At 40.4% G+C, this 26,536-nt stretch carries 20 protein-coding genes; 11 read left to right on the forward strand and 9 right to left on the reverse strand.

The window, feature by feature from the left end; all coding sequences use genetic code 11:
- Nucleotides 1-186: 186 nt before the first annotated feature.
- Nucleotides 187-2,562, forward strand: a complete 2,376-nt coding sequence (ppsA, locus tag HRT96_RS02245; RefSeq protein WP_293151610.1) for a phosphoenolpyruvate synthase — start codon at nt 187-189, stop codon at nt 2,560-2,562.
- Nucleotides 2,563-2,650: 88 nt separating this feature from the next.
- Here ppsA and HRT96_RS02250 read toward each other — a convergent pair whose 3' ends face one another.
- Both HRT96_RS02250 and HRT96_RS02255 read right to left on the reverse strand, forming a co-directional pair.
- On the reverse strand, nt 2,651-3,499 hold the full coding sequence (locus HRT96_RS02250; protein ID WP_293151613.1) for a hypothetical protein: 849 nt from the start codon (nt 3,497-3,499) through the stop codon (nt 2,651-2,653).
- A gap of 234 nt (nt 3,500-3,733) precedes the next feature.
- Nucleotides 3,734-5,569 carry an SUMF1/EgtB/PvdO family nonheme iron enzyme gene (locus tag HRT96_RS02255; protein ID WP_293151616.1) on the reverse strand — a complete coding sequence of 612 codons (1,836 nt, stop codon included), beginning with the start codon at nt 5,567-5,569 and terminating at the stop codon, nt 3,734-3,736.
- A 324-nt stretch (nt 5,570-5,893) separates the two neighbouring features.
- Between HRT96_RS02255 and HRT96_RS02260 the strand changes: the two genes are divergently transcribed.
- Both HRT96_RS02260 and HRT96_RS02265 read left to right on the forward strand, forming a co-directional pair.
- The gene (locus HRT96_RS02260; RefSeq protein WP_293151619.1) at nt 5,894-8,983 is read left to right on the forward strand and encodes an FAD-binding and (Fe-S)-binding domain-containing protein; all 3,090 of its coding nucleotides are present in this window, start codon (nt 5,894-5,896) and stop codon (nt 8,981-8,983) included.
- A gap of 192 nt (nt 8,984-9,175) precedes the next feature.
- Nucleotides 9,176-10,381: a hypothetical protein gene (locus tag HRT96_RS02265; protein ID WP_293151622.1), complete on the forward strand. Its 1,206-nt coding sequence runs from the start codon at nt 9,176-9,178 to the stop codon at nt 10,379-10,381.
- 80 nt (nt 10,382-10,461) lie between these two features.
- Here the strand turns inward: HRT96_RS02265 and HRT96_RS02270 are convergent, their stop codons facing one another.
- Nucleotides 10,462-11,349, reverse strand: coding sequence for a D-hexose-6-phosphate mutarotase (locus HRT96_RS02270; protein WP_293151625.1), 888 nt, complete (start codon nt 11,347-11,349; stop codon nt 10,462-10,464).
- Nucleotides 11,350-11,433: 84 nt separating this feature from the next.
- Entirely contained in the window at nt 11,434-12,447 is a 1,014-nt protein-coding gene (gene gap / locus HRT96_RS02275) for a type I glyceraldehyde-3-phosphate dehydrogenase (RefSeq protein WP_293151628.1), read from the reverse strand.
- 522 nt (nt 12,448-12,969) lie between these two features.
- Between gap and HRT96_RS02280 the strand changes: the two genes are divergently transcribed.
- Nucleotides 12,970-14,292 (forward strand): hypothetical protein, encoded by a 1,323-nt coding sequence (locus HRT96_RS02280; RefSeq protein ID WP_293151631.1) that lies wholly within the window; start codon nt 12,970-12,972, stop codon nt 14,290-14,292.
- Between the two features lie 31 nt (nt 14,293-14,323).
- Here HRT96_RS02280 and HRT96_RS02285 read toward each other — a convergent pair whose 3' ends face one another.
- Nucleotides 14,324-15,217 carry a DUF2989 domain-containing protein gene (locus tag HRT96_RS02285; protein WP_293151634.1) on the reverse strand — a complete coding sequence of 298 codons (894 nt, stop codon included), beginning with the start codon at nt 15,215-15,217 and terminating at the stop codon, nt 14,324-14,326.
- Between the two features lie 342 nt (nt 15,218-15,559).
- Between HRT96_RS02285 and HRT96_RS02290 the strand changes: the two genes are divergently transcribed.
- Nucleotides 15,560-16,987: a glyceraldehyde-3-phosphate dehydrogenase gene (locus HRT96_RS02290; protein WP_293151637.1), complete on the forward strand. Its 1,428-nt coding sequence runs from the start codon at nt 15,560-15,562 to the stop codon at nt 16,985-16,987.
- A gap of 193 nt (nt 16,988-17,180) precedes the next feature.
- Nucleotides 17,181-17,471 carry a DUF1315 family protein gene (locus tag HRT96_RS02295; RefSeq protein ID WP_112717965.1) on the forward strand — a complete coding sequence of 97 codons (291 nt, stop codon included), beginning with the start codon at nt 17,181-17,183 and terminating at the stop codon, nt 17,469-17,471.
- A 103-nt stretch (nt 17,472-17,574) separates the two neighbouring features.
- Here HRT96_RS02295 and infA read toward each other — a convergent pair whose 3' ends face one another.
- The 4 genes from infA to trxB form a co-directional block, all read right to left on the reverse strand.
- Nucleotides 17,575-17,793 carry a translation initiation factor IF-1 gene (gene infA / locus HRT96_RS02300; RefSeq protein WP_006032603.1) on the reverse strand — a complete coding sequence of 73 codons (219 nt, stop codon included), beginning with the start codon at nt 17,791-17,793 and terminating at the stop codon, nt 17,575-17,577.
- A gap of 137 nt (nt 17,794-17,930) precedes the next feature.
- Nucleotides 17,931-18,614: an arginyltransferase gene (locus HRT96_RS02305; RefSeq protein ID WP_293151640.1), complete on the reverse strand. Its 684-nt coding sequence runs from the start codon at nt 18,612-18,614 to the stop codon at nt 17,931-17,933.
- Nucleotides 18,615-18,624: 10 nt separating this feature from the next.
- Nucleotides 18,625-19,362, reverse strand: a complete 738-nt coding sequence (gene aat / locus HRT96_RS02310) for a leucyl/phenylalanyl-tRNA--protein transferase (protein ID WP_293151643.1) — start codon at nt 19,360-19,362, stop codon at nt 18,625-18,627.
- Between the two features lie 89 nt (nt 19,363-19,451).
- Complete coding sequence (gene trxB / locus HRT96_RS02315) at nt 19,452-20,408, reverse strand: thioredoxin-disulfide reductase (RefSeq protein WP_293137498.1); 957 nt, start codon at nt 20,406-20,408, stop codon at nt 19,452-19,454.
- Between the two features lie 451 nt (nt 20,409-20,859).
- Between trxB and lrp the strand changes: the two genes are divergently transcribed.
- The 5 genes from lrp to crcB all read left to right on the forward strand — a co-directional run bounded on the left by lrp (nt 20,860) and on the right by crcB (nt 26,525).
- Entirely contained in the window at nt 20,860-21,354 is a 495-nt protein-coding gene (lrp, locus tag HRT96_RS02320; protein ID WP_019440948.1) for a leucine-responsive transcriptional regulator Lrp, read from the forward strand.
- A 228-nt stretch (nt 21,355-21,582) separates the two neighbouring features.
- Nucleotides 21,583-24,138 carry a DNA translocase FtsK gene (locus HRT96_RS02325; protein WP_293151649.1) on the forward strand — a complete coding sequence of 852 codons (2,556 nt, stop codon included), beginning with the start codon at nt 21,583-21,585 and terminating at the stop codon, nt 24,136-24,138.
- Between the two features lie 3 nt (nt 24,139-24,141).
- Nucleotides 24,142-24,762, forward strand: coding sequence for an outer membrane lipoprotein chaperone LolA (lolA, locus tag HRT96_RS02330; protein ID WP_293151652.1), 621 nt, complete (start codon nt 24,142-24,144; stop codon nt 24,760-24,762).
- Complete coding sequence (locus HRT96_RS02335; RefSeq protein ID WP_293151655.1) at nt 24,762-26,096, forward strand: replication-associated recombination protein A; 1,335 nt, start codon at nt 24,762-24,764, stop codon at nt 26,094-26,096. The genes lolA and HRT96_RS02335 overlap by 1 nt, the downstream gene beginning before the upstream one ends.
- Nucleotides 26,097-26,141: 45 nt before the next feature.
- Entirely contained in the window at nt 26,142-26,525 is a 384-nt protein-coding gene (gene crcB / locus HRT96_RS02340; RefSeq protein ID WP_293151658.1) for a fluoride efflux transporter CrcB, read from the forward strand.
- Nucleotides 26,526-26,536: the final 11 nt, after the last annotated feature.

Genomic DNA, 26,536 nt, shown 5'->3' on the forward strand with positions numbered 1-26,536 from the left:
TCTATCCTTTTCATAAACAGATGAAATTTTCTAAGTAAGTATCTTACATTGAAATTAATAGCTGTGTATGATTAAAAACACTAAGGAAAGCAAGATGATTATTTTGCATTGACAATATGTGAGCAATATCGAATATCGCCCACACTTAAAATCATTTTTGAGATAGATTAAATCTGGAGAACTGCCGTGATAGAGTACGTAATTGGGTACGAAAAACTTGGAATGAACGACGTAGAACGAGTTGGCGGCAAAAATGCATCTCTAGGTGAGATGATCAGTAACTTAGCTGGCGCAGGCGTGCAAGTTCCTGGTGGTTACGCGACTACCGCTGATGCGTTTAATCAGTTTTTAGAGCAAAGTGGCGTAAACGATAAAATTTATGCATTACTAGACGATCTCAATGTTGATGACATCGCTGCGTTAACAAAAGCTGGCGCGACTATTCGCCAATGGGTCATCGACACACCTTTCCAACCTGAATTAGAAGCCGCTATTGCCCAAAGCTATGAAGTACTAGCTGGTGAAGCAGGCGAGCAAGCGTCATTTGCAGTACGTTCTTCGGCAACCGCTGAAGATATGCCTGATGCATCATTTGCTGGTCAGCAAGAAACATTCTTAAACGTACGTGGTTATGACAACATCATTGTTGCAATTAAACACGTATTCGCATCACTCTTTAACGACCGTGCTATTTCTTACCGCGTGCATTCTGGTTATGACCACCGTGGCGTGGCATTATCTGCGGGTATTCAACGCATGGTGCGAAGTGATGAAGCATCATCTGGTGTGATGTTCTCTATTGATACTGAATCTGGCTTTGAAGATGTGGTATTTATTACTTCTTCATACGGTCTTGGTGAAATGGTTGTACAGGGCGCAGTTAACCCTGATGAATTCTATGTACACAAACCAACACTTGCTAAAGGCAAACCTGCTGTAGTACGTCGTAATATTGGTAGCAAACTGATCCAAATGATCTACTCTGCTGACGAAGGACATGGCAAACAAGTACAAATCGTTGATGTTGAAGCAAGCAAGTCACGTCAGTTCTCTATTACTGACGAAGAAGTAATGGAACTAGCGAAACAAGCTGTGATCATCGAAAAACATTACGGCCATGCGATGGATATCGAATGGGCGAAAGATGCAATTGATGGCAAGATTTATATCGTTCAAGCACGTCCTGAAACAGTACGTAGTCGTGAAGATAAGCAAGTCATGGTGCGTTTCCACTTAGACGCTAAATCAGCCGTGGTTACAGAAGGCCGTGCAATTGGCGGTAAGATAGGTGCTGGACCTGCTAAAGTTATTTCATCAATTTCTCAAATGGATGAAGTGAAAGAAGGCGACGTATTAGTTACTGACATGACAGACCCAGATTGGGAACCTATCATGAAACGTGCTTCTGCAATCGTCACTAACCGTGGTGGCCGTACTTGTCATGCTGCAATCATTGCACGTGAAATGGGTATTCCTGCTGTTGTTGGTTGTGGTAACGCGACAGACTTGATTAAAAATGGTCAAGAGCTAACAGTATCTTGTGCTGAAGGTGACACTGGTTTTATCTACGAAGGTATCTTACCATTCCGTGAAACCTCATCAGTAGTGGCTAATTTACCGGAGATTCCGGTAAAAGTAATGATGAACGTGGGTAATCCTGATCGTGCATTTGATTTCGCGGCATTACCAAACGAAGGTGTTGGTCTAGCGCGTCTTGAGTTCATCATCAACCGTATGATCGGTATTCACCCGAAAGCACTGCTTAACTTTGATAAGCAATCGCCAGCGCTACAAGCTGAAATCAATGAGATGATTGCAGGTTATGCATCACCGGTTGAATTCTACATTGCTAAGTTACAAGAAGGTATTTCAACGCTAGCTGCAGCGTTCTACCCGAAAAAAGTAATTGTGCGTATGTCTGACTTTAAGTCTAACGAATACGCTAACTTAGTGGGCGGCGAATTCTTTGAACCTGAAGAAGAAAACCCAATGTTAGGTTTCCGTGGCGCATCTCGTTATATCTCTGAAGACTTCCGTGATTGTTTCGCGCTAGAAACAGAAGCAATTAAACGCGTGCGTAACGACATGGATCTAACCAATGTTGAAATCATGATCCCATTCGTGCGTACATTAAGCGAAGCGGCATCAGTGATTGATTTACTCGCAGAGCATGACCTGAAACGTGGTGAGAACGGTTTACGCGTTATCATGATGTGTGAACTCCCTTCAAATGCATTATTGGCTGATAAGTTCCTACAGTACTTCGATGGTTTCTCGATTGGTTCAAATGATTTAACCCAATTAACATTAGGCCTAGATCGCGACTCTGGTATCATCTCTCATTTGTTTGATGAACGTAATGACGCGGTGAAAGTATTGTTGTCAATGGCAATTAAAGCGGCTAAGAAAGCGGGTAAATACGTGGGTATTTGTGGTCAAGGTCCATCGGATCATGACGACTTCGCTGCTTGGTTAGTTGAACAAGGAATTGACAGCGTATCGTTAAACCCTGATACAGTATTAAGTACTTGGTTATATCTAGCGGATAAACACGCTAAATAAATTAAGCGCGTCTAAACCAGTTTAGTTTGATATAGAGAAAAGCCCAAAATCAGTGTTCATTAGTACTGGTTTGGGGCTTTTTTATTGGTTATGCCACGTACTTATTTATGCTTGTCGATGTGTGCAGTTGATATTCGACATTGTTAAGTTGATTGTCAAAGTTGGCTAAAATCATATCGATGGACTCGGTCGCGATATTAAAAAACCGATCCGCTTTTATTGTTGGTCGACTAATCATAATTTCACTCTTAATCACTTTGAGCAAATGAGATATTTTTAATAAGTAGTCTGGATTGTTTTGAATATTAATACTTTGTTCTAACGATTGGCAAAGATAGCTAAGTCGAATTCGCTCTGCGCGTGTACATACTTTGGCTGCCGCAATCCCTGTGCCTAGCGCACGTATCTGCGCAATGCTTTCTGCGGTAAACAGTAACTCTTGCCATAAGAATTGGATTGACTCGCTTTTATCATTATTGAGTTGATGTAGCTGATTATCAAACGCAACATCGTTGATAAGGTAGAGTAAATTCAACACTAACTTATTGTGTTGTTCGAGATTATTCCGAGTATTTAAGTTGAAGTAATCGATGGCTAAACGTTGCCAATGGTCAGCCATGGCTTGCCAGCGTTCATTTTCTAATAAATCAGGATACATATCGATGATTTCTATATTTAATTGATTTATCTGTTCTGTTACCGTTCCTAAACGCGGCTTTAGATCCACTTCGCCGTGTAAAATTCCATTCGATAGGCCACGATGTTGCTGCATACGTGTTAATAATTTACGTATGATATTGAGCTTAATTAAACCGTCGAGTTGTAACTGCTGGCGTTTATGTTGCTGTTGCTGCATTTGCAGTAAGAGGAAACATAAGCCAATCAAGGTGCAAAGAATGAGTGTTCCAGTGAGTAGGACGGTTGATAGTGAGTTCATATTGCATACCTTATATCCATCTAGGGTTGTATATACTTAAGCAAGTATAGTACCAGCGTGTAAGTAGGCAAATTAGCCTATATAGCGGTAATCATGCACCTAAATTGTGAAAGTATGACTTTAATTCCCTAAAATGGGGAGTGGTTATAAGGGATATTAATTTAGGTTTTGTCTACGGGGGCGTTTAAGTTATATCTGAATCAATATCTTTCAAGGTTTGTTATTTAGTTGATTTTAGTTTTCGCGTAGCGCTCTAAAGCCAACGTAATTAGCTCGGAAATCGGGTTTTAATGCTAAGCGCACATCAATTTGTGACAATTTTGGGGCGAAGTTCCAAGAGCCGCCTCTTGCGACTAAATCATTTCCACTCGTTAGTTCCCAAACGTTCCCGACGGTATCATATAGGCCAAATTTATTGGCTTTAAATGATTGTACTGGTGCGGTGCTTTTATTCGACCATTGGCTACCACAGTAAGCGCAATTAGCTTTTGAGTTACCAGCATCGTTACCCCACCAGTAGTTGTCGTTACTGCCTGCACGCGCTACGTATTCCCATTCGCCGTTATTCGGTAAACGGTATTTTTGACCTGTGGCTTTTGATAACCAAGCTAAGTATGCATTGGTATCGGCAGAGCTGATACAGACAACTGGATGCTCGTCGGTCTGCGCAAAACCGGGTTGACGCCAGTTTAAATTGACATTATATGTTTCTTTGCCGTAAACATACTCCACACAACCACTGCCTGATTCTGCGGTTGTAATATAATTGCTGGTGTTAACAAAACGTTTAAAATCAGCGACAGTGATCGGATTTTTACCGACAGAGAAGGCCTTGATTGTTTGATTATTAGTGTTATCAACCGATATTGTTAATTGGCCTGCTGGTACCGAAATTAATTCTGGACCGCGTTCACCAGAAGCTAATAAGTCTTGTACTGCTTGACCATCTTTCAGTAAAACTATTTCTTTTAACAGCTTAGCTCTTACCATCATGTTGTTTTTTAGTTCAACATTTTGTTCAAAATCTATGTAGTTCGATTTTTTGATTACGACATGGTGGACACCTGGCGACAGCATTACCGAAAGCTTAGTAGAACCATACCTAACGCCATTAATGAACACTTCATCATCGTATTTGTTAGAGCGAATAGTGAGTTGATATAACATGTCTTTCTTATCTTTTAGATCTTTTTTGATGGCGGGTAGTACCATTTGTGATGCTTGAGCCGCGCAATAACGAATTGCAATATTTAATAGCTTACACGCTTCATTTTTTGGTAATACTCCTTGCATTGTTACCCGTATAGTCGAGCTATAAGTACCTTGCCCACTGAATTCGCCTGTTAATATTTTGTGGCTTATCAGTTTTACATGCGCGCTGGAGTTGGCTTTATATTCACTGACTAGCTTAGATTCTGTTACTGAGTTAAATACTGTATTTAAATGCGTATTCGAAACCTCTTTCTTACTCAATAGGTTACTACGATCAATACATTTTATGAATGAATCTTGTAGATCACAATTAACGCTTTGGCTAATGTTTTTTGATTGAGTTTCTTGTATCTCATTTTTCAAACGATGAATACGTGCAATGTTTATCTCTTCACTGATTGTTTCACGTTGATTTAGTAGTCTAATGCGTTCAATATTCTTTTCGGATAGCTGTTTGCTGAGTTGCGCTAGGGCTGTAACTGCCCCTTTAATGAGTAGATTATTTTGTTCCTGCTGCTGAATTGCGGCGCGATAGTTATTTTGTGATGTCGTGATATCTTGCATTGGGTTATCAATCATTAATTGATATTGGGCATTCATTTGGGCCAAGGCTTTTTCTGTTTGCCGAGAAAGCATTTTTTTTTGCATTCTTATGTTTGTTAATTTGCTTTTCTCGATAGCTATATCATCATTTATCACTGCGAGTAATTCGTTGAATACGTCATATTCAGATTGCACACTTTTAAGAGCTATCTGTAGATTAACGACTGTGTTATTTTTCTGTTCTGTTTCAGTGGCTTGGGTTGCACTACTAATTAGAATACAACTCACTGCAAGGGCTATTAAAGCAACACGCATTTTGAATATTTCCTAATGATTTTGTCTGAGATGACAATGAAGTAACCCTCATTTAAGCTCAGATTTGATCAACGTATAAGCTATGTAGCAAATGTCGTTTATGGCATTTTTCAAGGTTTAAACCACAAGCTAAACAATAGTTGATGTTACTATTATGTTATATAAAACGTATGTTGGCATTAAAATCGTTAATTTTAGGTGAATACCTTGCCTAATGGAGAGTCGTTATATAGAGAGATGAATTTAGCCTTTATCTATGGGAGAGTAATTAATTCACTCATGTTACACTGTATTTAGTTGAAAATTGTCACAAGGGAATGGATGATGATCCCCGAATTAAGTTATCAGGATGCAGTAAAATCAGAATATCTCGCTTTTTTGGCTGCGTTAGCGCAAAGTAAATTTAGTGGCGATATTGAAAAGTCGTATGCCAGTCGATTAGCGGTTGCTACCGATAACAGTATTTATCAGTTACTACCACAAGCCGTTATATTACCTCGTAATCATCAAGATTTAGTTATCATGACGACGTTGTCATTACAGGTCGAATTTAAAACGATTACCTTCTCTCCACGTGGTGGTGGTACCGGTACAAATGGCCAGTCACTCACTGACGGTATTATTGTTGATATGTCTCGACATATGAATAATATTATTGATATCAATGTTGAAGAGGGCTGGGTACAAGTTCAAACGGGTGTTGTTAAAGATCAACTGAACGAATTTCTTAAACCCTATGGTTTCTTTTTCTCTCCTGATTTATCGACCAGTAATCGCGCGACTATTGGTGGCATGATTAACACGGATGCTTCTGGCCAAGGGTCATTAAAATACGGAAAAACCAGTGACCATGTACTGTCTGTTTCGGCAGTATTAATGGATGGCACCGAATTGGTGACAACAAGCCAGTCTGCTGAACAAGTGCAGGCGCAAGCTCAGAGTAACAATTATTTGGGTAAGGTTTGCCATCAAGTTATTGATACGATCGCGCATAAGCAGCAAAAAATTGCAGACACCTTTCCGCCATTAAACCGTTTTCTTACCGGTTATGATTTAGTCCACCTTTATGATAAAAGCACGGATGAATTTGATCTCGGGCGGATCTTGTGTGGTTCTGAAGGGTCACTGGCCTTTATTAGTGAAGCGAAACTTAATTTAACCCCTATTCCAAAATACCGCTGTTTGGTTAATGTCAAATATGACAGCTTTGACTCTGCTCTGCGTAATGCGCCATTTTTAATTAAAGCTGATGCACTGTCGGTCGAAACCGTTGATTCGGTGGTATTAAATTTAGCCAAGCAAGACATCGTTTGGCACTCAGTAAAGTCACTGATCACTGATATACCAAATAAAGACATGCAAGGTATTAACTTTGTTGAATTTGCCGAAGATGATGGTGAGATTCAGCAACAAAAAATTGCACATTTAACTGCTGAGCTTGACCGCCTAATGGCTGCGGGTGAAGCAGGGGTGATTGGTTATCAGATTTGTGATCAATTAAGTGACGTATTGAAAATATACGGCATGCGTAAGAAAGCCGTTGGTCTGTTAGGTGCAACCAAAGGTCAAGCTAAACCATTAGCCTTCGCTGAAGATACCGCGGTTCCGCCTGAACACTTAGCGGATTATATTGTTGAATTCAGAGCCTTGTTAGACAGCTATAACTTACATTATGGTATGTTTGGTCACGTTGATGCGGGGGTGCTACATGTGCGTCCTGCGTTAGATATGCTCGACCCTCAGCAAGAGGTCATTTTACGTGAAATATCTGATAAAGTCGTGGCGTTAACAGCTAAATATAAAGGCTTGATGTGGGGCGAACACGGCAGAGGTTTCCGCTCTGAATATGGCCCCGAATTTTTCGGAGATGAGCTATTTACCGAGTTACGTAAAATTAAAGCCGCCTTTGACCCTGATAACCGCTTAAATCCAGGCAAGATCTGTACGCCGATTAACAGTGATGCCAAGCTCGTGTCTGTGGATGCGAAAAAGCGCGGGGCATTTGATCGCCAAATTCCGGTTTCGGTGAGGGAAGACTTTCCCCAGCCGATAGATTGTAACGGTAATGGTTTATGTTTTAACTATGATACCAAAAGTCCGATGTGCCCGTCATTTAAGCATACCGGGGATCGTCGTCATTCGCCAAAAGGGCGTGCCGCCCTGATGCGAGAATGGTTACGTCAACTGTCTTGTCATGAGATGACTGAACAGGAATTGGGTCAACAATTAACGATACAAAAGGTGGGGCTAACTACTTTTAGCACCCGTTTAAAGAACAGTTGGAATAAAGCGCGCGGCCGTTATGACTTTTCGCATGAAGTGATGGATGCGATGCAAGGTTGCTTAGCGTGTAAAGCATGTACGATCCAGTGTCCGGTTAAAGTCGATGTGCCAGAGTTTAGATCGCGCTTTATTGATCAATACCATAGTCGTTATTTACGGCCGATTAAAGATTTTGCGGTTGGCTATTCTGAAAGCTATACGCCGATGATGGCAACGATGCCGAAGTTCTTTAATTTCTGGTTAAATCAAAATTGGCTGCAAGCTGCAACCAAACATACGATAGGCATGGTAGATATTCCGTTATTAAGCACTCCAACTTTATCAGAGTCGTTACGTGGGCATTATGCACAAAGTTTTGACTTGGCATTTTTACAGCGTTTAAGCGTTGAAGATAAAGCGAAACACGTCTTAATTGTTCAGGACCCATTTACTAGTTTTTATGAAGCTGAATTAGTGCAGACATTCGTTACCTTAGTTGAGAAACTCGGCTTGAAGCCAGTGATCTTACCGTTCAAGCCCAATGGTAAACCGCAACATGTAAAAGGCTTTTTAGCTAAGTTTGCCAAAACGGCAGAAACAGCCGCTGAATTTTTGAATGCCTTGCATGATCTGGGTATGCCGATGGTGGGTATTGAACCGGCGTTGGTGCTTTGTTATCGTGACGAATATAATCAAATATTAGCGGATAAACGCGGTGATTTTAGCGTCCTGCTTATTCAAGAATGGTTGTTAACGGAGAGTGCGCAAGTACATTTGGGTGAGGCGATTAAGTGTCAAGCGAGTAATGGGCAAGATGCTAAAGCAGAATCCTATTACCTGTTCGCCCATTGTACTGAAAAGACCAATAAGCCAACGGCAGAACAAGAGTGGCAACAGGTATTTAACGGCTTCGGCTTAGCGTTAGAAACGGTGGCAACGGGTTGTTGTGGTATGGCGGGTAGTTATGGGCATGATGCTAAGCATGTAACGGCATCAAAATCTATCTATGGTCAAAGCTGGAAACATGCGTTATCACAGCGTGATGCTTCGCGTTGTTTGGCAACTGGTTATTCTTGTCGTAGTCAGGTGAAGCGAATCGATAAAATACGACTTAACCATCCTATTAAAGCGTTACTGAATGCGTTAGTTTAATCATTGTTAAGTATGAGTAGCATTAGATATGTAGAACATGCTGCTCATACGTCTTTCCTGCTTAGTATTGAGCTAAGTGCTGTTTTACAACGTCTTGTCACATTCATCCCTCGTTAGACCGCAAATTTTGATATTGGCAGCGTATGCTGTTCTTGTTAATTCAAGTCTGTCTCGAACAAAAGGATGATGTTCATGCTCACTACATTACCAATCAAACGCCAATTACCAAGTCTACGACAATTACTAAAGCACCGACAAGTCAAATTATCGATCAAACTCTCTAGTCTTATACTCGTAACGAGTCTATTTTCTGGTTGCGTCTCGTTGGCCGATTTTACCGACGGTGGAGATAGTTTTACTATGTCTGCAGCGGCGTCTGAAGAAATGAATGCTGTTAATGCTGCAATGAATGCCGTAGAGATATTATATCAACGAGGTAATAAACAGGACCTTGCTTATTATGCCCCGAATAATTTTGAGCTAGCCCTTAAAAAACGCGAAGCGTTATTGAGTATGTATGAAGACTATACGCCGAATGGCGGTAATTGGTTTTCGAATTCGGGCAGTGAAGAGATTGAAACTGAATCAGCGTTATTTGTTCAACGTATGAATAAAGCTTTTCAAGCTAAACTGATTACTGAACCGTTATTATCCATCGTTCGTGACCATGATGAATTTATTCAAAGTATCGATGTTGATGGTTTTGAAGCACGTTTTGATAAACTGCGTGATTCGACAACCCAGTTTGCTGGGTTAATTGAGAGTCGGGGTACTGGGTTAGGTTTAGAACACCAAAAAATCAAACTAGAGCGTGATTATAATAGCCTTGAGGTCGATATGATAAAACGTAAAGTATTACGTTTACCTACGTCTGAGTTTAATTTACTCGATCAGGAACTTGTACCTGAAAGCTATAACAAAGCATTAAATGGATTATACAGTTTAGAACGTTTAATTGAAAAGGATCCGCGTGATAATACTGTGATCCAACAACAGTTAAATGCGAGTTATCGTCAGATAAAGCAAGCGGCTAGCATTGCTAAAGAAGTTGTTTGGGTTAAATCAAGAATTGAAACATCAGCGGAACGCGTAGTGATAAATTACCGCGATCATTTAAACTCATTAAATAGCTATTTAGGCACAGAAGAGTTAACTGCATTGGATTTTCAATCTCAGGTTCGTGGCATAAAAGATGCTGTCGCATCGAAAATATCACTACATGATAAAGAAAAAGAGCTTAGTGACCAACATTTACGTCGTCAACTTGCCGAGCTAGGTCGTTTGTTAACGGGGCAGGATATGAGTAGGTACAGTATTTCTCAACAAGTGGATAATCTTATTTTTGCTGCGCGTTCGTTGGTGGATGAAAGTATCGATATACCCTTAGCGCAACGATAATGGTGGCGTGACATGATGTCTAGTATTTTAAGCTGAGCACTTAGTGGATAGGCTATGTGCTCATCTTGATATTGCTGCTACTAGAGGGCTGTTACACTTAATTTTGTGGTGAGTGTATGGCTGGCTCCTGGTGCTACGGTGACCGCTTTTTTGCCAATGATAGCTGGTTCTAAACAAAACATGGTTTGATAACCGTCATCTGGCATATCTGTCAATGCTTGTGCACCCATTTGCCAAGGGTTCCAAACTACCATCGCATTATTACCTTCATTCTCGATAATAATCTTATGCTGCAGCTGTTCATCAGCTAACGTAATTGTCGCCGCTGGATCTTCACAAATAATATCGACATTATTATCTAGTTTACGTGATGTTTGATTATTTTTATCTAAGCCATGTATTTGTACTGCGTCAGGCTGTGAAATTTGGAAGTAGCTGTGTAATGCGCCGCCATAATCAAAGCTAGCACTACCGGTATTTAGAGTGGTTAGATTGAGTGTTAATGTATCGCTGATAATAAACTCAGCAATAAGATTAAAATCATGTGGCCACAATCGTTTCATTTCAGGGTTTGGTGTTAGCTGTAAACGCACTTTGCAAGTATCGTCGTCACTGTGGCTATCGAGTAATTGCCAATGGTTATTTCGGGCAAAACCGTGAGCGGGGAAATTTTTAGTTTGTGCTAGGGGCTGTACAGTCGGGCTCTGCTTTGCAGGACCAAACCAAGGCCAGCAGATTGGTACACCACCACGGATCGCTTTTACACCATTAAAAATAGCACTCTCACTCATCCATATAACAGGCGCTGAATTTGCAGGTGTGAAGCTAAGCAGATGCGCGCCAAATAAGCTGATACGGGTATTGGCTTTTGGGTGAGCAATATGAAGGTATTTGAGACCATTACTGGTGATTAAATTAATGTGCTCAGTTAACTTAATTTGATCCGTGATTGTATTGCGATATGACATAAAGTCCCCAACATAGAAAAGGCGACCTAGTGGTCGCCTTTAGCATTATAATTCAATTAACGTTGAATTATTAATCAAGTTTGATTATTTAGCGCTCATAAGTAGAACCGCATTATCTAACATACGGTTAGAGAAGCCCCACTCATTGTCGTACCAAGACATAACTTTAACTAGTTTGCCTTGAACTTTAGTTTGTGTCGCATCAAAGTTAGATGTGTGTGCATCATGGTTGAAGTCGATAGAAACTAGTGGTTCGTTGTTTACAGCTAGTGCACGCGCTAGGATTGGATCCGCAGCTACTGCATCAGTGATGATTTGGTTGATTTCTTCAGGCGTCGTATCACGACCAGCTTCGAAAGTAAGGTCAACAAGAGATACGTTGATAGTTGGTACACGTACCGCCATACCTTGGAATTTGCCTTGTAGTTCAGGAACTACTAGACCAACAGCAGCAGCAGCACCAGTGCTTGTTGGGATCATGTTCATTGCCGCAGCACGAGCACGATATAGATCTGTGTGATACACATCAGATAGACGTTGGTCATTTGTGTAAGCATGGATAGTAGTCATCATGCCGTTAACGATACCAACAGTATCATTTAATAGTTTAGCAATTGGTGCGAGACAGTTAGTAGTACAAGATGCGTTTGAAACAACTGTCATGTCAGCAGTGATTATGTCGTGGTTAACGCCGTAAACGATTGTAGCATCAACGTTTTTACCAGGAGCAGAGATAAGAACTTTCTTAGCGCCGGCATCAAGGTGTACTTGACATGCGTCTTTACTTGCGAAGATACCAGTACATTCTAGTACTACGTCAACTTCTAGTTCAGCCCAAGGTAAATCTTTTGGATTGCGTTCTGAGAAAGTCTTGATACGGTCGCCGTTAATGATTAGTGCTTCAGCATCAAAATCAACAGTACCAGGGAAACGACCATGTGCAGTATCATATTTAGTTAGGTGAGCGTTGATTTTTGAATCACCTAGGTCGTTGATTGCAACGATTTCTAGATCTTGTTCTTTACCACCTTCGTAGAATGCACGAAGTACGTTTCTGCCGATTCGACCATAACCATTGATTGCTACTTTAATTGTCATAACTTGTATCCATTAAATTAAATGTAAGTTTGAATTAATAATCCTGCTTGGTTGTAAATTTACAAGATTTTGATGAAAAGACAAGAATAAATACTAAAATGTATGCGGTGAATCACAATTTGTTGCAAATTTACGAAAATAAACTGATTTATGTCAATTTAGACTATTTTTTTGTTCTATTTATTACAGCTTTTTACAAAAACTAAATAATCTAGATCACAAACTAAGATGCTTAGTTGCTTTATTGGCATGATTATTTCCCTGTAACCTTATTTAGTTTCATTTGAATTCATTCAATATTCTGACTAAGTGTCTTATTTATATCGTCTTTTTAAAATATGAAATTAAATAAGCAGCATTTTTTTGAATACTACAAATATTCGCTTTAGTGGAGTATAGACAAGAGTGGAGTATCGACAACGTGTAAAAAACCATGAAACAATATTATTGTGATACCGGGTGATCTCGCATCTTGATATTGATTGGGTATAATAGCGCTAGGTTCACTATTTAAGGTGTCAAATGACAGCACAACATATTCTGCAATTAGGTCAAATGCTTGGTCTTAGCTGTACTGAATTAAATGCCAATGGCGATGAACAAGCGTTACCAACAGCGCTAATTACGCAAGCATTGGCTGATTTTGGTTTTGCCGATGAATTAGACGTAAAACTAGAAGAAGAAATTAAGCAATTTTGGTTACGTGCATTGCCTCCTGTGATCATTACAGATCAATCTGCAATGATCCAATTTGATCTGCATTTACCTATCGAATTCGTGACTGAAGATTTAATTTGGGAAGTAAGATTGAATCAAGTTGTTGTTGAAACAGGTGAGTTTACGCCAATCGAATGGTCGTTAAATGGTATTTATCATTTACACGATATGGAAATGCAAAGTTATCAGATAAGTTTAGAGCAGCCGCTTGCTGTTGGCGCTTATCAATTGATGATTTTGGATCAAGGCAGTGAAGAACCGTTGGGCGAAAGCTGGATATTTAATCCTCCGTCGGTTTTAACGCCGACAAATGTAATTAAGCCTACAACAGTTACTGCATTACCGACAACAGATGTGGTGCTGAGTCAATTATTGACTCACGCGCAGTCTAGCTTGTCTACTGTGACCATTGATAAGGCTGACGCCGCACTTGCTTTATCAGCGCGACTTACACAATTACAACAGCAGTTTAATACTGAAAAAAAACAAGATGAATTTGCCTTAACGCTGAAAAGTATTACCGCAACTGCGGCTTTGTATCAACTGCATTTAGCACAATATTTAGCAGCTTATGTTGCTGATGGTGTGACAGCGACGCGAGTAGAAACGCAGACCGTAGAATGGCAAGATGTGCATTGTGATAATTATGCGTTTTATTTATGGTTAGTCGTCACGGCGAATAATGTCCAGCCTACAGACGTATTATTACGCCATGTTGATTTTTCTAGTAGCACTGCCAATGACGATTCATTTACGGCTTGGTTATTAGCAGACTATCAGTTAGCGCATTGTCTATTAGAAAATACCGACGGTATCGTTGCCAAAGGCATTAACAGCTATAAGTTACGCCAAGATAATTATGCGGCATTTCGTGCTCTGATAGATTTTACTGCGATGCAATCGACAGGATTAGTGCTTAACCAACCGCTATCTATCATGCAGCAGTGGTTAACTGTGGGGGATGCTGGCGTTTGGCTGAATCATGAATTCACTGAATTGCTCAGTATTATTCTATTGAGCTGTGAGCGTCATGCGTGTGCTTGTTATTATCAAGCGGATGATGAACTACCAGCAGAGCTAATGGCTTACTTTGATGCTCGTGGTGTTCAGCAATTATCACTGTCTTAATAATCACTATAAACGGGTTTTAATCGCCAGGTTAAAGCCCGATTGCTGACAGCGTATACTCATAGCTTTTAGCAGTAAATGTCTTATCTTCTATTTGCTCTGCAATTTTTGCTGCTAGCTTATCTAAACGACGCTGTTCGCTGGTCGTTATTTTATGCTTATTAAAAATACTTAGGTTTATATTTTTAATGTCGGAGATTAGCGCCACCTGTGACCACAGATAAGCCAGTTGGTAATTTCTTTTATGCATGTATGCCGTGATAATGGCATACAGCAGTTTGGTGGTCATGGCGCTATTGTCTAATCGAGAATTGCCTAATTGAGCGTTGTCTAATTGAGAGCTGTTAAATTGCGCATTATCGTCAAGTAGAGCAATACCTTTCAATAAATTAGCGATAGCTTTGTCGCTATTGTTGTTATAAATGTTAGCAATAGCGAAATACAGCGCGGGATCATCGAAGCTTTGCTGCTTGGACAAGGCGATAAAGCGTTGTTTTGCATCTTCGTTATTATGCGATACCCAATGATAATTGAGTATATAGGGGTTATTACTACTGCGCGTCTGTTTTTCTAATGCGATAAGCTCATCGTAGGTACTTAACATGGCTGATACACGCTGGGTTTTTAATTCCGGGTGTTTTCTTGGCTCGATTAGCGCGGCTATCTTGATACACTCTTGGTAATCGCTAAGCGCCGTTAATAACGCGTATTTTGCTTGCACGCTGGCATTTGTCTGCGCCTCAAAACGGCTGGCAATGAGGTCATTTCTTTCTGTTTGACACCATTTATCGGTATTTAAATCGGCGCAAATAGCGCCATCGTTTTCGCATATTGCTACAGCATCGTAAGGGTCGCTACATGATGTTAATAAACCAGTAATAATAATCGCTGGAATTAAACGACTAATAGAGCGTAAACGATGCATAAAACTAACACTAAAATAGGTGATTACGAAACCCTACCATAGATTAACGCATACTGTCTAATGAGGGATTTAAATTAGTAAAAGGGCTCAGCGCCACGGTCATCAGCTCGGTTACAAAGTGAACAAGCGGAAAAAGTAAAGCCGTTTCTATTTCATTGTTAAATATTTGTGTTTTGAATGAAAGCTAAAAAGTAAAAAAAGACCTAATTGACATGATTAATTGGTAAATTAATGGTTATTTTTGTATGATTACGCTATCAAATTGATTAAATGTCAGTCGATAGTTATATGACTGTTGTTTTAATGTTTCTTACATGTAGTTGTGATTAAAAGGGAAAAAAGATGCCATTTGAAAGTCATTTATTGGACTGGCAAGAGAGCCAAGAACTCGCAGAATCTATGCTACCGTTGTTAGGAAAGCTATATCGTAATAAGGGCGTTGAAGTATTAATTTACGGTCGCCCATTACAAAATGCAACAGCAATTGATCTCCAAAAAGCACACCGCGTAGTTAAACGTCATGAAGGTCGTATTTTACCTTTTACTGAAACTTTCCCATTACTGAAAATTATCAGTGAACTACCAATTAGCAATTCTCAAATTGATATCGGTCGTTTGGCCGTACGCTATTGGGCTGATAATGAAGATTCTACTGGTATCGACGCATTTTTACGTGCTGAATTAGCACCGGCATTAAATAACGATACTCAGCCTGAACCTCGTGATGTTGTTCTATACGGTTTTGGCCGTATTGGTCGTTTACTTGCGCGTTTACTTGTTGATAAAACAGGTGAAAGCAACTTATTACGTTTACGTGCTATTGTTGTACGTGGTGGTCCTGGCGATATCGAGAAGCGTGCTTCTTTATTACGTCGTGACTCGGTACATGGCCAGTTTAATGGCACGATTGATATTGATGAAGAAAACAATGCAATCATTGCTAACGGTACTTATATCAAGATCCTTTATTCAAATGGTCCAGATCAAATCGATTACGCAGCACACGGTATTCACAATGCACTAATAGTCGATAATACGGGTATCTGGCGTGATACTGACGGCTTGGGTCTGCATTTAAAAGCACCTGGTGCTGCAAAAGTATTATTAACAGCACCGGGTAAAGGTGACATTAAAAATATTGTGTATGGTGTTAACCATATGGATATTTTACCTGAAGATAACATTGTATCAGCAGCAAGCTGTACCACGAATGCAATCACACCTGTACTGAAAACAATCCAAGATAGATATGGTATTGCGAACGGTCACGTTGAAACTGTGCATTCATATACCAATGATCAAAACTTGATTGATAACTACCATAAAGGTGATCGTCGTGGCCGTGGCGCTGCAATGAACATGGTATTAACGTCAACTGGCGCAGCATCGGCTGTAGCAAAAGCACTACCTGAACTAAAAGGTAAGCTGACTGGTAACGCAATTCGTGTACCTACGCCAAACGTATCAATGGCAATCATTAACTTAAACCTTGAGAAAGAAGTTGAAAGAGAATCTCTAAACAGCTACTTACAAGAAATGTCGTTAAGTTCGCCATTACACAATCAAATTGATTTCAGTACATCTAAAGAATTAGTATCAACAGACATGGTTGGTAGCCGTTTCTCTGGTATTGTTGATTCATTAGCAACGATTGCTGAAGGTAACCGCGCTATATTATACGTTTGGTATGATAATGAGTTTGGTTATAGCTGCCAAGTATTGCGCGTAATGCAAAAAATGGCTGGTATCAACATGCACGAATTTGCATAAGCAAACTGTGTATTAAGATTAAGACTGTGTTATTAAGGAAGCCAATTGGCTTCCTTTTTTTGTTTATAGCAAGCGACTCGTTTCTGTTAAACGAGCAATGTACGCACGATGTTGTAGTTTAAATGTGTGCGTATTTATAGTAGGGTTGCAGTATAGCAGGGGATGCCCCTGAGCATTAACCAAGGACGTAAAGATGTCAGTTGATAAGTTACTTGAAAGTATGACACCAGAAGTATATGAAAAGCTTAAAACGGCTGTAGAGCTCGGTAAATGGGAAAGTGGTGTGGTATTGACTCCAGCACAAAAAGATAGCTCACTGCAAGCTGTAATGCTGTATCAGTCACGATTCAATACCGAACCTGAACATTTTACAATTGGTACTGATGGTGAAATAGCCATGCTTAAAAAATCAGTGTTAAAGCAACAATTCAGAGAGAAAAAAGCGGCGCAGGAAGAAGAAATTTTACGCGTTGATGTTGAATGATCGATAAAGACTTGTAATCAAGATATTGGGCTGTGGATTATAAGATATTAAATCGTAGACCTAAAAAAACCAGCCTTACGCTGGTTTTTTTAGAGGCTCGTGATTAACGGGCACGGAAGACGATACGACCTTTAGATAAATCGTAAGGTGTTAGTGCTACAGTTACTTTATCACCAGTAAGAATTCGAATGTAGTTTTTACGCATTTTACCAGAGATATGCGCAGTAACAACGTGGCCGTTTTCTAATTCAACACGAAACATTGTGTTAGGAAGTGTATCTAGAACTGTACCTTGTAATTCAATGCTGTCTTCTTTTGCCATGAGTCCTCTTAAAATTTAATTATAATAGCTATATTTGACCGCAAGATGATGCCAGATTTACACTGGTCTGTATATATTATAGGTAAGTTATTTACGTTTTATTTTTAAAACGCTTTATTATTGACTCTTCGGCGATATTAGCCCTGCCACTTGCCTGCGATTAAGCGCTGATGTGGGTTAAAGTTAACCTTGTAATTCATCTTGCTACATTGATCTACTTGATAGCCTAAATACAGCCATTTCTTGCCGGTGTTCTTTGCTAAAATTAGTTGTTGTAAAATTGCATAGGTACCTAAGGAGTAGGTCAGGAACTTAGGGTCATAAAAGCAATACATGGCACTCATGCTATCTGTCATCACATCGGTGACAGCGACGGCGACGAGGACGTCATCAAGGTAAAACTCGATAAACGTTGGTGTTAACCAGGCGCTAGTAATAAAACCATAATACTGAGACTGACTGGCGGGATACATAGCGCCATCACTGTGCAGGGTATTTATGTAACGCTCGTATAATGGATAATAATCTGATTGTGGCTGGTGGCTAACCCGCATTTCAATGTGCTTGTTTTTGTTGAGTAAGCGTTTCTGACTTTTACTTGGTTTAAATAACTGACTATCAACGCGGATTGATTGACATGCTTGGCAAGTTTGGCAATGCGGTCGGTAGACATCATTACCACTGCGACGAAAACCGTTAAGCAGTAAAACTTCATAACCGGCTTGATCATGTAATTCTTCATCTTGAACAACGAGGATTTGCTCTTGTTGATCATTTAGGTAGCTGCAAGGCACTGGTGGGGTTAAGGCGACTTTAATCATATTGTGATTCCTAGGTATTGGCCTTATCTATTAAGTCTAATACAAGCGCTTGAGGCTGCCATAGCTGTTGTTGGACTGTCGTGTTGTTATTATTGTTATTACTGAGTTGGTTGATGAACGTTTCGCGGCTAATTTCAATTGCGCCTAATGATGCGAGGTGTTCATTGTGTAATTGGCAATCAATCAATTTACAGCCAATACTCAGCAGATGTTGTTGCAGCGCGATAAAGGTGATTTTAGAGGCGTCAGTGACGGTATGAAACATCGATTCACCACAGAAAATATCGCCAATATACAAGCCATATAATCCGCCGACGAGTTGCCCCTTTTGCCATACTTCAATAGAGTGTGCAAAGCCCATTTCATGCAGTTGTAAATAGGCATCTTGCATGGTATCGGTGATCCAAGTATTACTCGAGTAATCACGTGGTTCAGCGCAAGATTCAATCACCTCTGCAAATGCATTATTGATCGAAAAGGTAAAACTTTGACGACGTAAAGACTTACGTAAGCTACGTGATATATGCATCTTACCGGGTGCTAACACCATACGCTGACTTGGTGACCACCATAGAATAGGCTGATCGTCTTCAAACCAAGGGAAAATACCTTTTCGATAAGCATGTACAAGCCGTTCTGGATTGAGATCGCCACCCATAGCGAGTAAGCCATCGGGCTCAGCTAACGCAGTATTAACTGCTGGGAAGTAACTTAAGTCGTCATTCAGTTCTGGTAAATAGATTGGCATATAGGTGAGGTCTTGAAAAAGGTTAGGTTTTGAAAAAAGTGCCTTGAAAAAGGTGATACCTAGGGTATCACCTTAGCAGAATAAACGGATTAATCGCCTAATCCATCAAGAAAACGTTCTGCATCTAATGCAGCCATACAGCCTGTTCCTGCTGACGTAATTGCTTGACGATAAATGTGGTCAGAGACGTCGCCTGCAGCAAATACACCAGGGACAGTGGTTTGCGTTGCGTTGCCTTCTGTGCCCGAATTCACTTTTAAGTAACCATCTTTCATGTCTAACTGATCGATGAATAAGTCTGTATTTGGTTGGTGACCAATCGCAATAAAGGTACCCATTACATCAAATTCAGTTGCTTCGTCAGTACGTGTATCACGTATGCGTACACCCGTTACGCCCATATCATCACCTAATACTTCATCAAGTGTTTTGTTTAGGTGTAATGTAATATTACCGTTCGCTACTTTTTCTTGTAAGCGCTTAGTTAAGATCTTCTCACTACGGAATTCTTCACGACGGTGAATTAAATGTACTTCAGATGCGATGTTTGATAGGTAAAGCGCTTCTTCAACCGCGGTATTACCACCACCAACTACAGCTACTTTTTGGTTACGATAGAAGAAACCATCACATGTTGCACATGCTGATACACCACGGCCTTTGAATGCTTCTTCTGACGGTAGACCAAGGTATTTTGCTGATGCGCCAGTACAAATGATTAATGCATCACATGTGTATTCAACATCGTTACCTTTTAACTTAAATGGGCGTGCTGATAAATCAACATCGTTGATATGATCAAAAATGATCTCAGTTTCAAAGCGCTCAGCGTGTACTTTCATTCGCTCCATTAGTGCAGGACCTGTTAGCCCTTCTGCATCACCCGGCCAGTTTTCAACTTCAGTTGTCGTTGTTAATTGACCACCTTGCTGTATACCTGTGATTAATACTGGGTTTAGATTAGCACGAGCAGCATAAACTGCTGCGGTGTATCCTGCTGGACCTGAGCCTAATATAAGTAGACGGCAGTGTTTTGTATTACTCATTATGATTCCTTTAATACCAATAATTGTGGTCAATTGTAAAAACTTTGTGGCGCGGGGTAAATAGGTGAGTAAAAATATATTTTTAAAATGCATAATAATGCAAAAATAATGAAAACCGCGATTCAGCTATATATTTTGCATATCCACCCTTTCAATGGAATTAATGTTCTGTTAATGTCTGCTTAGACCAACGAAACGTCTATTTCGCTGGTTCTTATATAAAACATCGATGTTAGCCTATTGTTATGCAGGTAGCGGCTTTGTAGATATTATGTTTTTCTATACAAGGGGAAACGTAACATAAGCCTCGTAAATTGAATTATTGTAGGCTATTATAATCTTGGTTAGAATTTAGCTAGCACTTTAAGTTGGTTCTAACTATGGCGTATTCAAATGAATGGATTATTTGAAAAACTAAGTTTTACTGGGATGTAAAAGGGTGGAAACAATAATGATGGAAGTAAAAACTCGACCAATGAAGGAACTAGATCGAATCGACCGTAATATTCTTAATGAATTACAAAAAGACGGTCGAATTTCCAATGTAGAGTTGTCGAAACGTGTAGGCTTGAGTCCTACGCCATGTTTAGAGCGCGTACGTCGCTTAGAACGCCAAGGATATATTACAGGTTATACCGCAATTCTAAATCCACAATTTCTGGATGCTTCATTGCTTGTTTTTGTTGAAATCACCTTAAATCGTGGTGCTGCTGATGTGTTCGAGCAATTCAACAAAGCTGTTCAAGAACTTGAAGAAATTCAAGAATGTCATTTAGTATCTGGCGATTTCGATTATTTATTAAAAACACGTGTATCTGATATGTCAGCTTATCGTCGTTTACTTGGTGAAACGCTATTACGTTTACCGGGTGTTAATGACACACGTACCTATGTTGTTATGGAAGAAGTTAAACAAAGTAACCGTTTAGTTATTAAAACGCGTTAATTTCACTGTTTATACATAATCTTTTAGCGTAATCCTAGATTAACGCAAATAAAGTGATAAATAATCAACAAGCGGCATATTGCCGCTTGTTTTGTTTCTAGCATTTATTTAAAGTTGATAGCTCATATACCCAAGTTACCTTAATTCGGTTTGCTGATATCGTATCTTGAAGTAAGTTGGGTATAGTAGATAACGTAACATCGTCGCCTTTAAGAGTCATAAATCAAGATGAACAAATTTAATTTAGCTATTCCATCCAAATATCTTGCGCCACTATCCGGTATCCAGCGTGTCTTTGAAGTTGGATTTATCCTGTCTACCTTTATAGCTTGTTATGCCATGGTCGCATTAGTGAGCTTTGATCCCGCCGATCCATCATGGTCGCAAACCAGTTGGGAAGGTCCCGTTAAAAATGCCGCCGGTTCATTCGGTGCCTGGATCGGGGATGTGCTGTTTTTTACCTTTGGCCTTTATGCGTATGCAATACCAGTGGCATTTGTGTCATTAGCCTGGTTTATATTTTGGCGTCCAAGACAGCTTGATGAAATAGACTTTTTTACCGTTGGTCTGCGTATGATCGGCGCATTATTATTACTTATCGGTGTGTGTGGATTGGCATCCGTTAACTTTGATGATCTGTATTATTTTTCATCGGGTGGTTTAATTGGTGATGTCGTTGAACAGGCAATCAGTGAGCTATTTGGAGTATTAGGTTCAACGCTTATTTTACTGAGTTTTGTCGCGATTGGTTTTACGCTGTTAACGGGTATATCGTGGTTAACAATCGTTGATATGCTTGGCGCTGGGGTGATTAATGTTTGCCAATATAGCGTTGATAAAGTGACCGCGTTAAGCAATCGACAAGCGCCAGTCGAGGTCAATGAAACCGTGGTTGATACAGAACACGATGATCTGAGCGTGTCAAAAATTGCTGCGCCGCCAGTAAATGTTCAACCGGCAGATGAACTTGATGACGTAACGAATATGTCATTTACGGCTGCCCGACAAGAACCATCACTATCAGCATTTGACGTATCAGATGTTGAGCCTAATGATGATGATCAATTTACTCGTGACAATATGATTGCCGCCGATAACATTGATCGACAAAATGTTGATAACGACAGCGCTGACGAAGTTATTATTGTCGAGCAACAATTAGAGTTAGACCAGATGGAACCAGCACTAGCGCCGGTATTCCAGATTAATAATAACGGCACTGATAATGGTTTTGAAATTATTGGTGACCAAGTCGTATCAACTAATCCACTGCAATTTAAAGAAAAACCAGTTACTTTACTACCGGGATTAGAGTTATTAGACAAACCCAATAAAAAAGCCAATCCGATATCGCAAGCCGAGCTTGATCATGTCGCGCGCTTAGTCGAAGAGAAATTATTAGAATTTAATATTAAAGCGAAAGTGGTCGATGTGCATCCTGGGCCCGTTATTACCCGTTTCGAATTAGATTTAGCACCAGGTATTAAAGTCAGTAAGATCTCGGCATTATCGAAAGATTTAGCCCGTTCATTATCAGCGATGAGTGTGCGTATTGTGGAAGTGATCCCAGGTAAATCGGTTATTGGTCTGGAGTTACCGAACAAGTATAGAGAAACAGTTTATCTATCTGATGTGATGTCTAGCCCATCATTTATTAACGCCAAGTCAAAAACATCCGTGGTGTTAGGTCATGATATTGCGGGTGATGCCGTGGTGGTCGATTTAGCTAAAATGCCGCATCTACTGGTTGCGGGTACCACTGGCTCGGGTAAGTCGGTGGGTGTGAACGTGATGATCATGAGTTTGCTGTACAAAGCATCGCCAGAAGAAGTGCGTATGATCATGATTGATCCAAAAATGTTGGAACTTTCTGTGTATGAAGGTATCCCACATTTATTAACCGAAGTTGTTACTGACATGAAAGATGCTGCAAATTCGTTGCGTTGGTGTGTGGGTGAAATGGAAAGACGTTATAAGTTATTGTCAGCTGTTGGTGTTCGTAACCTGGCTGGCTTTAATACTAAAATACAACAAGCGATTGATGCTGGCCAGCCAATACTCGACCCATTATGGAAACCGGGCGATAGTATGGACGAGACCGCGCCAGCATTGATTAAACTGCCTTCGATTGTGGTTATTGTCGATGAGTTTGCCGATATGATGATGATTGTCGGTAAAAAAGTTGAAGAGTTAATTGCACGTATTGCCCAAAAAGCCCGTGCCGCTGGTATCCATTTAATCTTAGCAACGCAACGTCCTTCTGTAGATGTTATCACCGGTTTAATTAAAGCTAATATCCCAAGCCGTATTGCGTTCCAAGTATCAAGTAAGATTGACTCACGAACCATTCTTGATCAAGGCGGTGCAGAGACACTATTAGGTATGGGTGATATGTTGTATCAGCCAGCGGGTAGCAGTGTACCAATCCGTGTTCATGGTGCATTTGTCGATGACCATGAAGTACACCGTGTGGTCGCAGATTGGAAACTACGTGGTGAACCGAATTATATTGATGAAATTTTAAATGGTGAAGAGACGGCTGATACCTTATTACCGGGTGAAGTCGCTGAAGGTTCATCCGATGTGGATGAGTTATTTGACCAAGCTGTATACCATGTAACACAAACGCGTCGAGGTTCCGTATCAGGCGTACAACGTAAATTCAAAATCGGTTATAACCGTGCCGCCCGTATTGTCGAAGAGATGGAAGTGCAAGGTATCGTCAGTTCTCCAGGGAATAATGGTAATCGAGAAGTACTGGCACCACCGCCACCAAAGGATTAATGGATGAGAAATAAAATGTCATTAAAAAAAATCTTAGTAACCGCAGTATTAATGACGGCGTCTATGCTAACGAATGCGCAAAGTGTAAAACAAGAATTACAAGACCAACTTGCTCAGTTAAAGCCATTCAGTGCTGACTTTACTCAAATAGTAACGTCGGCTGAGGGAGATAACCTTTCGACTGCACAGGGCTTGATGCAATTGCAGCGTCCCAATCAATTTCGCTGGGAAACCGTGTCACCAGACGAACAGTTAATTGTTTCTGATGGTGAAAGTATATGGTTGTATAATCCGTTTGTTGAACAAGTTAGTATTTACTCACTTAAAGATGCCATTGCTAATACCCCCTTCATGCTTATTGCGGGATCAGAGCAAACGGCTTGGGAAAGTTATCGAGTAACAAAACAAGCTGGTGTCTATACCGTGATCACGCCAAATGATCCTACCGCAGCGGTATTTACTTTACAGTTTAAGCAAGGTGCAATCGCCCAATTCTCGGTACAAGAGCAGCAAGGTCAACATAGCCAATTTTCTTTAACCAATCATAAGACAATGAACAAGATGGATCCTGCGTTGTTTAATTTTAATATCCCGGAAGATACAGATATAGATGACCAACGCTAATGAATAATACGATGTCACTTGATTTTAGTCCTGATTTCCAACCGCTAGCGGCCAGAATGCGACCAGAAAAAATGTCGCAATATATTGGCCAAACCCATATTCTCGGTGAAGGAAAACCCTTACATCGTGCATTATTAGCTGGCCATGCGCACTCGATGATTTTATGGGGACCACCTGGTACGGGCAAAACCACGATCGCAGAGATGATCGCGCATTACTGTGATGCCAAAGTTGAGCGAGTACATGCCGTTACATCGGGTATTAAAGATATTCGTTTAGCGATAGAAAAAGCCAAAGATAATGCCATTCAAGGTTTCCGTACCATTTTATTTGTCGATGAAGTGCATCGCTTTAATAAAAGCCAACAAGATGCATTTTTACCGCATATCGAAGATGGCACCATTATCTTTATCGGCGCGACGACCGAAAATCCGTCATTTGAATTAAACAATGCATTGCTATCACGTGCCCGTGTGTATGTACTGAAAAAGTTAACCGCTGACGAGATCCAACAAGTTATCGATCAAGCATTAGCGGATACACGTGGTTTAGCCAAGGTTAAATTTAATTTTGCGCCAGATGTTAAAGAAAAACTCTGTGAGTTAGCGGATGGCGATGCCAGAAAGAGCCTTAATTATCTCGAGCTATTAAATGATATGGCGGAAGACGAAGGGCAAGGCAAATTAATCACCCTTGAAAGGCTGATGTCTGTCGTGGGTCGTAAAGTAAATAGTTTTGATAATAAAGGTGAGCTTTATTATGATTTGATGTCAGCATTGCATAAATCAATCCGTGGTTCATCACCGGATGCTGCCTTGTATTGGTTTGCACGTATGCTCGCTGGTGGCTGTGATCCACTACATGTGGCGCGCCGTTTGCTGGCTATAGCCTCAGAAGATATAGGTAATGCTGACCCAAGAGCAATGCAAGTTGCCGTATCGGCATGGGATTGTTTTAGTCGTGTTGGTGCTTATGAAGGCGAGCGAGCAATAGCCCAAGCCATTGTATATCTGGCATCGGCGGCAAAAAGTAATGCTGTGTATACTGCATTCTCACAAGCAAAAATGTTAGTACAAGAACAACCAGACTTTGATGTACCGATGCACTTACGCAATGCGCCGACTAAGCTGATGTCCGATCTGGGTTACGGTGATGGCTATCGTTATGCCCATGATGAAGTGGGGGCGTATGCACCCGGTGAATGTTATATGCCGGAAGCATTACAAGGTACTAAGTTATATCATCCTGTTGATCGTGGTGTTGAAAAGCAAATTAAGCAAAAACTCGATTATCTCCATCAACTTGATCTCGATAGCCTTCGAAAACGCTATTAATCATTAACGGTACGATCAACGAATAAATGAAGCAGGGTACTATCAATGAATAATTTAGCATTATACGGTTTTGTTGCACTTGGTGGTGCCAGTGGCGCAATGTTGAGAACGTTCATTGCCCAAACTGCAACCGCTGTGCTGGGTAAGGGCTTTCCTTATGGCACGTTAATTGTCAATATTCTGGGGTCGTTATTGATGGGCGTATTATTTTCCTTACTTGATGACAACATTATTGCAGCTGAACCTTGGCGCCAACTTATCGGCTTAGGCTTCTTAGGTGCATTGACGACGTTTTCGACATTTTCGATGGATTCGTTGTTGTTATTGCAGCAAGGTGAGTGGTTAAAAGCAGCGCTAAATGTATCTTTAAACGTGACAGTGTGTATTTTTGTTGCATATTTAGGTATGCGCTTAGTATTTCGAGCATAAAGACCCGTAAT

Origin of the sequence: Moritella sp. (assembly GCF_013215705.1) — a bacterium.
Lineage (GTDB): Bacteria > Pseudomonadota > Gammaproteobacteria > Enterobacterales > Moritellaceae > Moritella.

What these genes read in the sequence shown, in the direction of transcription:
- HRT96_RS02250 (WP_293151613.1), bottom strand. Translation starts at nt 3,499, where the DNA reads ATGAACTCACTATCAACCGTCCTACTCACTGGAACACTCATTCTTTGC.
- HRT96_RS02290 (WP_293151637.1), top strand. Translation starts at nt 15,560, where the DNA reads ATGCCATTTGAAAGTCATTTATTGGACTGGCAAGAGAGCCAAGAACTC.
- HRT96_RS02295 (WP_112717965.1), top strand. Translation starts at nt 17,181, where the DNA reads ATGTCAGTTGATAAGTTACTTGAAAGTATGACACCAGAAGTATATGAA.
- gap (WP_293151628.1), bottom strand. Translation starts at nt 12,447, where the DNA reads ATGACAATTAAAGTAGCAATCAATGGTTATGGTCGAATCGGCAGAAAC.
- crcB (WP_293151658.1), top strand. Translation starts at nt 26,142, where the DNA reads ATGAATAATTTAGCATTATACGGTTTTGTTGCACTTGGTGGTGCCAGT.
- trxB (WP_293137498.1), bottom strand. Translation starts at nt 20,408, where the DNA reads ATGAGTAATACAAAACACTGCCGTCTACTTATATTAGGCTCAGGTCCA.
- HRT96_RS02260 (WP_293151619.1), top strand. Translation starts at nt 5,894, where the DNA reads ATGATCCCCGAATTAAGTTATCAGGATGCAGTAAAATCAGAATATCTC.
- HRT96_RS02305 (WP_293151640.1), bottom strand. Translation starts at nt 18,614, where the DNA reads ATGATTAAAGTCGCCTTAACCCCACCAGTGCCTTGCAGCTACCTAAAT.
- HRT96_RS02280 (WP_293151631.1), top strand. Translation starts at nt 12,970, where the DNA reads ATGACAGCACAACATATTCTGCAATTAGGTCAAATGCTTGGTCTTAGC.
- lolA (WP_293151652.1), top strand. Translation starts at nt 24,142, where the DNA reads ATGAGAAATAAAATGTCATTAAAAAAAATCTTAGTAACCGCAGTATTA.
- HRT96_RS02265 (WP_293151622.1), top strand. Translation starts at nt 9,176, where the DNA reads ATGCTCACTACATTACCAATCAAACGCCAATTACCAAGTCTACGACAA.
- infA (WP_006032603.1), bottom strand. Translation starts at nt 17,793, where the DNA reads ATGGCAAAAGAAGACAGCATTGAATTACAAGGTACAGTTCTAGATACA.
- HRT96_RS02285 (WP_293151634.1), bottom strand. Translation starts at nt 15,217, where the DNA reads ATGCATCGTTTACGCTCTATTAGTCGTTTAATTCCAGCGATTATTATT.
- aat (WP_293151643.1), bottom strand. Translation starts at nt 19,362, where the DNA reads ATGCCAATCTATTTACCAGAACTGAATGACGACTTAAGTTACTTCCCA.
- HRT96_RS02270 (WP_293151625.1), bottom strand. Translation starts at nt 11,349, where the DNA reads ATGTCATATCGCAATACAATCACGGATCAAATTAAGTTAACTGAGCAC.
- HRT96_RS02255 (WP_293151616.1), bottom strand. Translation starts at nt 5,569, where the DNA reads ATGCGTGTTGCTTTAATAGCCCTTGCAGTGAGTTGTATTCTAATTAGT.
- HRT96_RS02325 (WP_293151649.1), top strand. Translation starts at nt 21,583, where the DNA reads ATGAACAAATTTAATTTAGCTATTCCATCCAAATATCTTGCGCCACTA.
- HRT96_RS02335 (WP_293151655.1), top strand. Translation starts at nt 24,762, where the DNA reads ATGAATAATACGATGTCACTTGATTTTAGTCCTGATTTCCAACCGCTA.
- lrp (WP_019440948.1), top strand. Translation starts at nt 20,860, where the DNA reads ATGATGGAAGTAAAAACTCGACCAATGAAGGAACTAGATCGAATCGAC.